The following is a 13,048-nucleotide window of genomic DNA, read 5'->3' on the forward strand; positions in this document are numbered from 1 at the left end:
TTCTCTTTTACTTTTAAACAGTTGACTCATGATAGATTTTGAAAATGATGATGGTATAGGTCCTATTGGGCTCTTAGATATAATGGCAACTTTAGCATTGATATTCATTTTGATAGCAGCTATATTCTTGATTGATTTACGTGACCAAGATTATGACATCAGCGTTTTGTCGCAGCAAAAAGATTCTTTGCAAACAGCAGAAGAACGGCGAATCATTTATCTCAACAATATGGAGCTTGAATACATGAAAATGAAAGAGCAGACCGATTCACTCAATTCTGCCAATTATTTATTGATAGATTCACTTCAATCCTCCAATATAGAACTGATTCAAGAATTGGAGAAGCGAAAAATCACAAAAATCATTATACCGAATGAGTTACGTGGCAAAGTGTTTTTCCAATCTGGACAAGACAGAATTGAAGGTAAATTTCAATCTACTTTAGATGAATATGTAAAAATGATCAAAGATTCGCTGGTCAGTGGTAAATACAACCTTGTCCAAGTTGAAGGACATACAGATACAGACCCCGTAGGAAAAAAGAACCGTCAATTTGAGACCAACTGGGAATTGGGTGCAGCAAGGGCTTTGGCTGTTGTGCGGTATTTTATTTCCAAAGGTATTGATCCTAAATATTTATCTGCTACAACACATGGGGAATTCAAACCTGAAGAAGATAAAAATACACAATCAGCAAAAACCAAGAATAGAAGGATTGAAATTGTCCTATTGAAAAAGTAACTATTTTATGGGAACTTTCCGTACATAGTCTATAAAGTGCAAGTTTTGAACTTGTTGCATCAAAATATTGATGTCATTAACATTTTCAAACTCAAAAACATAGATGCCATTTGCCTCAGATGTCAATTGAATTGAAGGTTTTTTCACAGAAATAATATCTGAATCTTTCACCAATTTATGCAATTCAAATAGCATTTTTTGTACGGCAATGTAATTCACAACATTGTCATCAATTTCAAAATCAAAGCCATTCGTTACTTTTATGTATAATTGTGAATGGCTGATAGCAGAATCTTGGGTATCACAGTCGCCGTGGTTAATGGCGGGAACAATTTGATATGACAAGATTAACATTAGGCTACAACAACATAGCCAACATAGGGTTTGGGTTAGATAGTAATTAATCATGGCTAAAAAAAATTTCGGGTGATAAAATAGCGCACATAAAAATACGTAGCTTAATTTAAAATCAAACTATTGGAAAATATTTTATGTGGTAATACAAAAAAATAAATATCAAAGATATTTATTTGTAATTTAGAATGAGCTTGTAGATAAAGGGAAATGAAAAGGGGGGCTTATTTTTAGATTGTCATTTTTTACAATTAAATGACAATTATATTTTTTGATACGGAGGTTTTTTGCAAAGGTTACACTTGAAATCTAAAAAGATAGAAAATAAATTTGACGCACGTTATAAATTTAACTTCACACTATCAATTGGATTTGTAGAAGACCATCTTTCAAAAGCAGCTGATTTCCAAAATTCTTCATAACCATCATACACCAAAAATTCGGCTGCGTTGATGTCAAATAATTCCTGCATTTGCGGAAAAAGTCCTACAACAGCATCGTAGTTTTTTTGCTCCATATACAGGGGAATTATTTTCCAGTAGGCTTCTTCCATTGTAGATTCTGTAGCAATTGCCTCCATTAATAAAGAAATAGCTGACTCATTTTTTTTCAAATCTTCATATATAGTAGCTTTCATTACCTTCAAATAAGCATCACCACCTATCTTTTTATCCAAACTGTCTATAATTGCCAATGCTTGTGTATGTTCTTGTTGAGCAAAAGCAAAATCCAATAACATCACTTCCACAATAGGATCTTTGGGATATTTTTGTTTGAATTCTTCAACGGTTTGCAGGTAAGTTTCCCCTCCTTCATTGAAGGCAATGTTCAGTTTGGTAATTTGAATCATTTTATCCTCCCGAATACTGGATGGAAAACTATCAATGAGCGCAAGGGCTTCATTGAACTGACTTTTTTCAAAAAGGCTTCCGATTTTATCCAATGTAGGAATATTGGCAACATAAATACTATCAGCTTGTGAAAGACTGTCCATTTTTATGGAATCTTTGAGGTCTGACAATGAGGATAAGTAAATTCTACGGAGGGTATTGCTGAACTGCTGCCCTACTGCATATGGGTAATAATCAATGATTTTGATAGAATCTTGCAGATCTTTTTGCAGAAAAATTTCAAAATAATTGACTCCTCCTTGTGACACCATTCTATAAAGTGCCTTTGGAATAGAATCATTGGAGAGTTTAAGTAGTTTACAATGACCGTCCATCCCCATTGCACTGACAATGTTCATGCCCACATCCAAATGGTCTGTCACACCTTTTTTGAATCCATCCTTGGTGATTTTTGGCCCATGAATGTTGTTCAAAATGCCAGTAGTGATGCTATCTACATCAAAGTGTTTGTTGAAAAAACTGGCATTGCTGCTATCCAGACTATCTGCCAACATTTGTGCAAATGCAAGATAATCATTGACTTCTATTTCAATCGTTTTCGGTTTGCATTGCAACAAAAATAGGCAAACCAATAAGGAAAGTAGGAGTGGAGTTGTAAAGCAGTTACTGAATTTGTTCATTTGATTAGAACCTTAATAAAGTATGGTAATCTATATGAATGCAAAAATACAAAATAAAGATAGTCTTCTATTATTAGAGAGGTCATTGAAGTGTCAATATAACAAAACAGCCTTCTGAAAATGGATTCAAAAGGCTGTTTTGTCAAATTATTTGAAATAGGATTATTTATCAGTAGGAGGCATCGTATTGAAAACTACATCCCAAAGAGGAGAAGATACGCCAAATGCCAACTCAGGGTACTTGTAATGATGCAATGCATGGTGTCTCCAAAAAATATTTAATTTGCTTTTTGGAGGGCGGTACGCATGAACCGAATAATGAACCAGCAGGTAGAAAGCATAACCTATCAAAAAACCACCTGAAAAAGAGAAAGCAAACCTGTTGAGTACCAGATAAAAAATGCCGTGAAACAAAGTTGCCAATAGAATACTTGCCAGTGGCGGCATTGCCAAGCGGGTTTTATCTTTGGGGTGATCGTGGTGAACACCGTGCATAATGTACTGAAGTCGTTTTCTTTTAGGAGTATTTGGTTCAATATGATAAAGTTTTCTATGCGCCCAATACTCAATAAAAGTAAAAAATAGAAAACCTGCTAAAAACAATAACGGAATGGCTGGAATGCTAATATCCGTATAAGCAGCAGCCCAATAAACCAATCCCATAGCATATAAAATAAAAATTCCAATAGGAAACCCTACGTGTGTGTGGGTTAACCGCTCCAATATAGGATTGGAAAATATTTTAGCTGGTTCTTGGTGTAGGTTGTGTGTTTTACTCATGGATTTATCTTAATAAATTTTGAATGATCAACGTTGCAAATATACCACCTTTACAGAAAAGCACAAAAAGTCAAATTTGTTCTTCTAATATTCAAAAAAGTCGACAACAAAAAGACCCTTTTAATCATTCAGGGTTGCATAGGATTACATTTTATAACCTTCAATCACTTTACCTTCAATACAAGTAAGCATCTTGGCAGGAAACTTTTCGATGGTGTAAAAATCATGTGTTCCTACCAAAACCGTTGTATCCGTCTCACGGCTAATAAGTTGTAGTAAACCAATAATATCTTCTGAAGTCTTAGGGTCTAAATTTCCTGTCGGTTCATCAGCAAGTATCAATACTGGGTCATTCAGTAATGCTCTTGCAATTACGATTCTTTGTTGCTCACCTCCAGAAAGCTCATAAGGCATCGAAAAACGTTTGTGACTCGTATCCACATTTGCCAATACATTGGTAATGCGTTTGTTGATTTCATTTTCATCTCGCCATTCCGTTGCCTCCAATGCAAATCGCAGATTTTCTTCCACATTCCTATCCATCAACAAATGAAAGTCTTGAAAAACAATACCTAATTTTCTGCGAAGGTAAGGAGTAAGTCGCCAATTTAATTGTGTGAGGTCAAAACCAGCTACTTTGCCCCATCCATGCTTTAAGGGTAAATCACCATATAATGTTTTCAATAAACTGGTTTTTCCTGTACCAGTTCTGCCCACTATATAAGCAAACTCTCCTGCATAGAGGGTTTGGCTAACCGATTCTAATATTAGATTATCTTTTTGATAAATATTTGCATCTACCAATTCAACAACTGGATTGGCTGTATTCATGGCTATTTTGACAATGAGAAAAGATTAAATAACTGATTACAAAGTGTCAAACAATGGAACAATGGTGAAAAAATAACTTTAATTTTTTTTGAATCTACTTCAACTCCTCCCAAAAAGAAGCATGAAGGTTTTAGACTTTGGACGAAGGAGTAAAGATGCAATTAGACACAAATAATTGTATCAATGGATTAAGATTATCAATTCTTTATATCTCATATCTTGCTTCCTACTTCTTTCGTCCAAAATTCAAAAAGGTTGTAAGGTTATTTATTCTTTGTTCCTAAGAAGTCGCCTTTGATTTCTCTGCAAACTGCTTCAACCAATTTGTACTCACAGATTTAGGTCTTTCAATAGAAAGCCCTAATGCTCTGTCCCAGCACAAAGAAGCCAATACGCCCAAAGCCCTAGAAACTCCGAATAGAACAGTGTAAAAGCGAAACTCCGTCATTCCGTAGTGCATCAATGTTGCCCCAGAGTGGGCATCCACATTTGGCCATGGGCTTTTGATTTTAGGCATTTCACCCAAAACCTTAGGAGCCACTTCAAAAATGTCCCATACCACATTGACCAACTCGTCATCAGGGAAATACATTTTGGCAAAGTTCATCTGAGCAGTAAATCGAGGGTCAGGCACCCGCAAAACAGCATGACCATATCCAGGGATTACCTTACCTTCTGCCAAAGTTTTTCTAACATATTCTTCAATCTGTTCCTTACTGGGTTTTGAAGTTCCAATATCCTCACGAAGTTCCAAAATCCACTTGATTACCTCTTGATTCGCCAACCCATGTAGTGGACCAGCCAAAGCATTGATACCACTCGAAAAAGAGTAATATGCGTCACTAAGGGTCGAACCCGTCAAGTGTGTACTATGAGCCGAAGCATTACCACCTTCATGGTCTGCATGAATAGTTAGATACAAACGCATCAAGGACTTGAACTCGTTGCTATCGCTTACACCCAGCATGTGAGCAAAATTACCTGCCCAATCCAAATCTTTGTTGGGGGCAATATGGTCACCATTGTGAAAACTACGACGGTAAATGTAAGCTGCAATCTGAGGCAGTTTTGCAATCAAATTCAAAGAATCTTCATACATCGGATCCCAATAATCCTTCTTATTGATGCCTTCCGCATACCGCTGCTCAAAAATAGATTCGGGTTGCATACTCAAAATAGCTACACTAAACTGAGTCATTGGATGCGTGTCCGTTGGAAAAGTATCCAATACATTGAACACATACTGAGGAACACTCGCACGCTCCGACAAATTCCTACTGAGTTCCATCACCTCTTCATAAGTTGGAATATCTCCCGTCAACATCAAATAAAAAATACCTTCAGGAAGCGGCTCTGTATCCCCTTCCAACTTCGGCAACCTTTTTTTCAATTCGGGAATAGAATACCCTCTAAATCGAATGCCTTCATTTGCATCCAATTCCGAAGTTTCTGTCACCAAGCTTTTTACACCACGCATGCCACCAAAAACTTGTGCCAAAGTAACCTCTCCAACCACCAAGTTTGCGTTCTCTTTTATAAATGCCTTGAATTCACTTGCCAAAGGCAAAGCCTTTTCTGCAAATTTTGCTTTGAGTTTATCCATATAAATAATTGTAATGGGTTCTTTTGTGGCAAATTTAGCGAATTTTCATTAAAAGTCGAACCAATATGTCAATTTCAATCAGTAAAACTGAAATGGTTTTGCCCAACTTTTATCTACCGCTATCTATGCCAGTATTATTTTACTATTAATTTACCACTTGCTACTTTTATTCCTCTATACGTAGTAATGTAAATGTACATTCCTGATGGCAAATCCGAAGTACTCATGCTCATGGTCTGTTTAGTCACATCCAAATTGGTACTTACCACCTGTTCGCCAGCCAAGTTATACAAATAAAAGGAAGGAGCAATTTTCTCTAGCTTAGGAAAATTGTAATTAATGTGGTAAACCGCATTGACAGGATTTGTTACTACTTCAACAGTCGGTTTAACATTTATATCCTTTATCTCCGTTACCACATTCGTACTATCACAAGCAAAAGTAGAACAGTGAACACCTGTATAGTCAAAAGAAGCAACCCAGCCATAGGGCAACTTAGCATCGGGATTGTAGCCTGTCAATACATACCCTTTTTTATTTTTTCCCACTTCAATATCCTTCACATACACATCCGCCTTTGCAGTAGGTGTAAGTGAAGAAATAGACCACAGTACCTTTGCCTCATCGTCTATTCGCATGATTAAAGGCTGTTTGTATCCATCTTTATTTGTGAAACTACTCACACCAATAAATCCCTTTCCATCTAAAACGGGTAGCAACTGTGTTTCTAAATTTCCAATGCCTTCCACAAAATAAGTGTTCTTAGCGACCACTTCCCCTTTTTCATCTACAATAGCATAATATTGTTTTTGTTCACCCTTTTCTTCTATCCTACCTGCAATCATATATCCTGTTTTGGGCAAAAGTCCTATTTTTAAACCCGTATCGTCTGTTTTTTCACCATACGTTTTAGTCCAGTTAGTGATGCCTATGCTACTGATAGATGTCAACAACATATCTCGCCCATTTTTTCTTGTTTCTGTAGTTCCAAACAAAAAATAAGTTTCGTCTCTAACCACCATTGAAGCATTCCCTACGACATTCGTACCATATGTTTTTTCCCAAATAATCTCCCCTTTAGCATCTATTTTGACTACGTAGTATTTGGCATTTCCATCTGGGTCTTGAATACCACCCAACAGAAAACCTTTATCAGGAGTAGCGACCAAAAAAGTAGGAATTTCTTTTTTATCCGTTCCATATTCTTTCTTAATCAAGGCATCTTCTTCTGCATTGAAGGACAACAAGGCAATATCTACATCATCTTCATTATCAGTTTTGCGTTTCGCATAAGAAAGATAATAATTTCCATTAGGATGTTGAAGCAATAAATCACCTGTAGCTATATCCTCTAAGATGCGGTCATCTTGATCTATAAAACGAGTTTCCAATATCTCTCCGTCAGAGCCAAGCTTTGCCCACATAAGTGCTTTGATACCTGCTATTTCGAAAGTGCTGATAGTCATGTATCCATCTTCTAATGGATAAACTACAGAAGAAGGGTAGGGAGTATTGCCTATTTGAATTTTTTTATTGAAGTAAGTGAAATCCTGAGCAAAGAGGAAAAGAGTAGATAAAAAAGAAATACAAAACAGTGCAATTTGTTTTTTCATGTCTATTACAGTATTGAACAATGTAAGTAAATGTAAGTAGTAAAAAATGTCTGTTGAAGTACAACATACTATGTACTTCAAAATGTCAAAATTAGAAATTATGTTTTAGATTCTTACGACCTTCAAAAAAAATATCCAATTATTCGCAAAAACTATTAAAAAGGTGTTCCTTAGCATCAAATAATTTTTTACCTTTGTAGGGTATAATTTTTTTTCACTTAAAGTGCTCTTATTATGATAAAAAGATTTATTTGTTTATCACTTATTTTGGCGGCATTCCTATGTTTATTGCCGTCTTCAACAATTACCGCTGCGTGTACAAGCGCAACGGTAACGATTACCCCCGAGGGCCCCTTCTGTCCTGGGAGTGGTCCAATAACTATTACCGTCAGTGGCGCAGGTAGCACTACTGGTGTATTTACTGGAGACGGTGTTGTAGATGCCAGTCCAACCGATCAAGTAGCTACCTTCGATCCCTATGTGGCGGGACCAGGTTCTCACACCATTAGTTTCATTGCCTTGGGTAGCCTTGGTGGTGGCTGTCAAATTGGTAACACCATCAATCAAACATTTGTCGTGAGTGACGGTACTGCTCCTAGCATTGACGGTGCGGATGGATGCAGTAGCCAAGATATTACTTTGGTCGCAGCAGGTGATGCAGGTGCGATGTATGCATGGAGTGATGCAAGCATGAGTACTACCTCTTCTATTACCATTGCCCCAGCAGATGCAAATGAGGGTGATATCTACACCGTAACCGTAACAAGTGCATCTGGCTGTGTTGGAACCGCTACCGTAGCGATTTCCATTAACACTACACCAACCGCAACAGCAATGACAACAGCTGTATGTGTTGGTGGAGATGTTGCTTTGGCCACAACCGTAAGTGGTGGCACAGCTGGTACTACATATGCATGGAGTAGTCCTGCAACAGGAACTACCTCAGTAGCAACTGTTGCTGCTGCTGATGCAGTAGATGGCGATGTGTACACTGTAACAGTTACCAATGAGACAGGTTGTTCTTCAACCGATGAAGTAATAATTACAGTAAATGCTCTTCCAAGTATTCAAACAGTAAACATTACAGGTCCTATCTGTGATGGTGATGATCCTTCGAATACAGTTACTGTAGGCTTCTTCACAAGTGCTGATCCTGGTTCACCATACACATGGAGTGGTGGATTAGTAGCATCAAGTACAACCTCTACAGCTGGTCCTGGCCCTTTTGGAGGGTCTGTCTCTGCAACTCCAAACCCATTGTTTGGTGCAGTAGATGGTGAAATTTACACCGTGACTGTTACAGACGTTGTAACAGGATGTATCAATACAGCAACCGTTGAAGCAACCATCAACCCAGTTCCAACTGCAAGTGCGTCAAGCGAAGAAGCTTGTAGCAGTGATGATGTCACTTTAACTGCAATGGTAATGGGTGGCGATGAAACAACCTACACATGGAGTGGATCTATTGGTTCAACAGGAACTATGGCTACTGCAACTATACCTGCAGGAACTGCCAGTGATGGTGATGTATTTACTGTGACTGTTACCAACGCTACAGGATGTATTGGAACCGCTACCGTAGCTGTTACAATTAATACTTCTCCAACTGCAACTGCATTGACAACAGCAGCATGTGTTGGTGGAGATGTGGCATTGGCTACAACAGTAAGTGGTGGAACAGCTGGTTCTACTTATGCATGGAGTAGTCCTGCAACAGGTACGACTTCAGTAGCAACCGTAGCTTCTGCTGATGCAGTAGATGGTGATGTTTATACTGTAACTGTAACCAATGAAACAGGTTGTTCAACAACTTCAACTGTGGCAATCACAGTGAATGAATTGCCAACTATCACTGCCAATGTTACAGGCCCAATTTGCGATGGTGACGATAACAACACACTTGTGTTTGACTTTACAACAAACGCTGTTGATGGGTCTGCTTATACATGGGGTGAGGGATCAGTATCATCAGGTTCTGTTTCTGGCGGAACTGCTGCTGCTGGCAATCCAATTGCAGAAGCAGTAGATGCCAATGTATATACTGTCACTGTTACAGATGCCGTGACAGGATGTGTTAACACAGGAACAGTTGCTGCAACCATCAATCCTCTTCCAACTGCAACGGCAACAACAGAGGAAGCATGTGCTGGTAATGATATTACTTTAACTGCAACAGTAGATGGTGGCGATGATGCAACCTACACATGGAGCAGCCCAGCAACAGGAACTACTTCTGAAGCTACAATTGCAGCTGCTGATGCCGTAGATGGCGATGTTTACACTGTAACTGTTACAAATGCTACAACTTGTAGCACAACTGCAACAGTAGCCGTTACTATAAATGCTTCACCAATGCCTACTGCCACAGTAGAGCCAACTGCAACTTGTGAGGGTGGTCCTACTGCAGCCTTAGCTGTGGTAACAGAAAATATCTTAACCGATACTTTCGTATGGTCAAATGGTCATAGCGGAGTAGGTTTAGATGGTTTCCTTACCAATGCTGATCAAGGCGCAGGTGTTTATACCGTAACCGCTACCAATGCTACAGGATGTTCTGCAACTGCTACAGTAGAAGTGATCATCAATCCATTACCAACAGCAATCGCAATGAGTACTGCTGCATGTGTTGGTGAAGATGTTAGCTTGTCTGTAAGTGGAATGGACGTTAGCAATGCAACCTATGCATGGAGTAGCCCTGCAACAGGTATGACTTCAGTAGCAACTGTAGCTTCTGCTGATGCAGTAGATGGCGACGTTTATACTGTAACCATTACCAACGACACAGGATGTAGTTCAACTGCAGAAGTAACCATTACTGTCAATTCATTACCAACTGCAACGGCTGCAACAACTGCTGTATGTGCTGGTGAAGATGTTAGCTTAGAAGCAACTGTAGATGGTGGTAGCAATCCAACGTATGCATGGAGCAGCCCTGCAACAGGAACTACATCAGTAGCAACTGTAGCTGGTGCCGATGCAGTAGATGGTGATGTTTACACTGTAACTGTAACGAATGATACAGGTTGTTCTACAACTGCTGAAGTAACAATCACTGTTAATCCACTTCCAAGTGCAACTGCTGTAACAACTGCTGTATGTGCTGGTGTTGACGCTACATTGACTGCAAATGTAGTCTCTGTAAGTGGTGGAAGTGCTGGTACTTCTTATGCATGGAGTAGTCCTGCAACAGGTACAACTTCAGTAGCAACCGTAGCTTCTGCTGATGCAGTAGATGGCGATGTTTATACTGTGACTGTAACGAATGATACAGGTTGTTCTACAACCGCAACTGTAGCATTGACTATCTATCCATTACCAACTGCCGCAGCAATGACAACTGCTGTATGTGCTGGTGAAGATGTTTCTGTATCTGTTATGGCAACAGGTGGAACTACCTTTACCTATGTATGGAGTGATGATGCAGGAAGCACAGATTCTGCAATCACTGTAGCTTCTGCTGACGCAGTAGATGGCGATGTTTACACTGTAACTGTTACAAATGATACAGGTTGTTCTTCAACAGGTACCGTAGCAATTACTGTAAATCCATTACCAAGTGCAACTGCAGCAAGTACTGCTGTATGTTCAGGTGAAGATGTTACTTTAGAAGCAACAGTAGAAGGTGGTAGCAATGCAACTTATGCGTGGAGCAGCCCAGCAACAGGTACAACTTCAGTAGGAACCGTAGCTGCTGCTGATGCAGTAGATGGCGATGTTTACACTGTAACCGTAACGAATGATACAGGTTGTTCTACAACTGCAACCGTAGCAATCACATTGAACCCATCTCCAACTGCAACAGCAGCAACAGAAGCTGTATGTGATGGTGCTGACGTTACATTAACTGCAACAGTAGAAGGTGGTGTTGGTGAAACGTATGCATGGAGTAGCCCTGCAACAGGAACTACATCAGAAGCAACTGTAGCTGGTGCCGATGCCGTAGATGGCGATGTTTACACTGTAACTGTAACGAACGATACAGGTTGTACAACAACTGCAACCGTTGCATTGACACTTTACCCAACTCCAGCTCCAACCATCACAGGAACATTTGAGTTCTGCCGTGGTAGAGAAGCGTTCTTGGATGCAGGTGGATATCCAACAATGCCTAACACATACCTTTGGTCTAACAGTGAAACGACACAAACAATTGCTACAACAGTAGTAGGTGTTTATACAGTGACTGTTACTACTGCTGATGGTTGTTCAGGAACTGCAACTGCTGAGGTAAGTGCAACTCCTTGTTTGGCTGCTGCTGGTGAATTGACACTTAATACAGATGCTATCTGTCCAGGTGAGCCTATCATTGCTACAACTGTTGGTGAAAACCAAGATGAAACGTATAGCAACTACTTCTTCTTGTACTCAGAAGATAACTTAGGAAACACAACCTTCGTTGCGGAACAAGAAGCTAGCTCTTCTACAGGTACATTTGAAGATGTAGAACCTGGTGATTACCTAGTATGTGCTTACAACGAATGTACGGACTGTGATCCTAACCCATCTCCAATTGGAGCAGGTTTGGATAATATCGGTGATACAGGAAGCATACAAGATGGATGTTACGACTATGTTTGTGCATCTATTACTGTTCCTGAGCCATTTGAACCTCTTGCAGGTACAGGTCAAGCTTCAGAAGACAATGCTACTGGTCAAAATGTCTATATTGCTGAGGCTTGTGGAGGTATCATGCCTTACAGTATTGATTTCACTTCTTCTGGTGGATTTGCAACTGTAAATACATATCCTTCTGCTACTCCTGGATGTATCAACTACCAAGTAGTTTATACCGATGAAGCTGAGTGGACATTGACTATCACGGATTCTAATGGTTGTTCTGATGCTGCTGTTGTATTTAGTAGTGATGGAAATCCAGAACCTCTACCACAAATTGTGAGTACTGAGGTGAATCCAGAAACTTGTCCTGCTGACTTTGACGGAGCAATTACCGTATTTGTATCAGGTGGTGATGATAGCTGTGGAACATACAGTTATGATGCTGCTTCTACAAATGGATTCTCTGAATCAGGTACATTCACAGCTCCAGATGTTGATGCAGACGGAACAAGCTCATTTATCTTGGCTGACTTAGCATCTGGTACTTATGGAGTAACAGTTACAGATTGTGCTGGTACTACTACTGTTCAAGATATTTATGTAGGCCGAAGTGGAATAATCGGGCGTAGAGGCGGTTGCCGTCCTAAACCTGGTAAAGCTGATTTGGATGCTCAATTGTTAGAAACGGTGAAAGTTTATCCTAATCCGTTTACAAATGAGACAACTATTGAGTTCAGTGTACTTGAGGGTACTTATGTTGAAGCGACTATCTACACATTAGACAGCCGTGAAGTAGCAAAAGTATATGACGGTCAAGCTGAAGGTGGCGTTGTTTACAAATTGCCATTCAATAGTGAAAGCCTTCCATCTGGTGTTTATTTACTTCAATTAACAACCGATTTGGGCGCAGTATATCACGAAAGATTATACATCACTAAGTAATAGTGGTATATATCTGGATAAAATAATAAGAATCCCCAGTGGCTTAGGCTGCTGGGGATTTTTTATTTTGTAGAAATCAAAATAGGTTTATCGAA

The 13,048-nt window shown here is 39.3% G+C and carries 8 protein-coding genes; 2 read left to right on the forward strand and 6 right to left on the reverse strand.

What is annotated here, in order from left to right:
• Positions 1-28 precede the first annotated feature (28 nt).
• Complete coding sequence (locus R3E32_23485) at positions 29-742, forward strand: OmpA family protein (GenBank protein ID MEZ4887717.1); 714 nt, start codon at positions 29-31, stop codon at positions 740-742.
• Here R3E32_23485 and R3E32_23490 read toward each other — a convergent pair whose 3' ends face one another.
• From R3E32_23490 to R3E32_23515, 6 genes are all read right to left on the reverse strand, one after another.
• Positions 743-1,087: a hypothetical protein gene (locus R3E32_23490; GenBank protein MEZ4887718.1), complete on the reverse strand. Its 345-nt coding sequence runs from the start codon at positions 1,085-1,087 to the stop codon at positions 743-745.
• Positions 1,088-1,436: 349 nt separating this feature from the next.
• Positions 1,437-2,627 (reverse strand): hypothetical protein, encoded by a 1,191-nt coding sequence (locus tag R3E32_23495; protein MEZ4887719.1) that lies wholly within the window; start codon positions 2,625-2,627, stop codon positions 1,437-1,439.
• 162 nt (positions 2,628-2,789) lie between these two features.
• A complete protein-coding gene (locus R3E32_23500; protein ID MEZ4887720.1) occupies positions 2,790-3,407 on the reverse strand; it encodes a sterol desaturase family protein in 618 nt (205 codons plus the stop codon).
• 144 nt (positions 3,408-3,551) lie between these two features.
• Complete coding sequence (locus tag R3E32_23505; GenBank protein ID MEZ4887721.1) at positions 3,552-4,238, reverse strand: ATP-binding cassette domain-containing protein; 687 nt, start codon at positions 4,236-4,238, stop codon at positions 3,552-3,554.
• A gap of 280 nt (positions 4,239-4,518) precedes the next feature.
• Complete coding sequence (locus tag R3E32_23510) at positions 4,519-5,841, reverse strand: citrate (Si)-synthase (GenBank protein MEZ4887722.1); 1,323 nt, start codon at positions 5,839-5,841, stop codon at positions 4,519-4,521.
• Positions 5,842-5,975: 134 nt separating this feature from the next.
• Positions 5,976-7,454 (reverse strand): T9SS type A sorting domain-containing protein, encoded by a 1,479-nt coding sequence (locus tag R3E32_23515; protein MEZ4887723.1) that lies wholly within the window; start codon positions 7,452-7,454, stop codon positions 5,976-5,978.
• 234 nt (positions 7,455-7,688) lie between these two features.
• On the opposite strand from R3E32_23515, the gene R3E32_23520 reads away from it, so the two are divergent.
• Positions 7,689-12,953 carry a T9SS type A sorting domain-containing protein gene (locus R3E32_23520; GenBank protein MEZ4887724.1) on the forward strand — a complete coding sequence of 1,755 codons (5,265 nt, stop codon included), beginning with the start codon at positions 7,689-7,691 and terminating at the stop codon, positions 12,951-12,953.
• Positions 12,954-13,048: the final 95 nt, after the last annotated feature.

This window comes from Chitinophagales bacterium (assembly GCA_041392475.1).
Lineage (GTDB): Bacteria > Bacteroidota > Bacteroidia > Chitinophagales > UBA2359 > JAUHXA01.

Bases quoted from the DNA above. Each gene is read 5' to 3' on its own strand.
- R3E32_23520 (MEZ4887724.1), top strand. From the start codon at position 7,689: ATGATAAAAAGATTTATTTGTTTATCACTTATTTTGGCGGCATTCCTA.
- R3E32_23500 (MEZ4887720.1), bottom strand. From the start codon at position 3,407: ATGAGTAAAACACACAACCTACACCAAGAACCAGCTAAAATATTTTCC.
- R3E32_23510 (MEZ4887722.1), bottom strand. From the start codon at position 5,841: ATGGATAAACTCAAAGCAAAATTTGCAGAAAAGGCTTTGCCTTTGGCA.
- R3E32_23485 (MEZ4887717.1), top strand. From the start codon at position 29: ATGATAGATTTTGAAAATGATGATGGTATAGGTCCTATTGGGCTCTTA.
- R3E32_23495 (MEZ4887719.1), bottom strand. From the start codon at position 2,627: ATGAACAAATTCAGTAACTGCTTTACAACTCCACTCCTACTTTCCTTA.
- R3E32_23515 (MEZ4887723.1), bottom strand. From the start codon at position 7,454: ATGAAAAAACAAATTGCACTGTTTTGTATTTCTTTTTTATCTACTCTT.
- R3E32_23505 (MEZ4887721.1), bottom strand. From the start codon at position 4,238: ATGAATACAGCCAATCCAGTTGTTGAATTGGTAGATGCAAATATTTAT.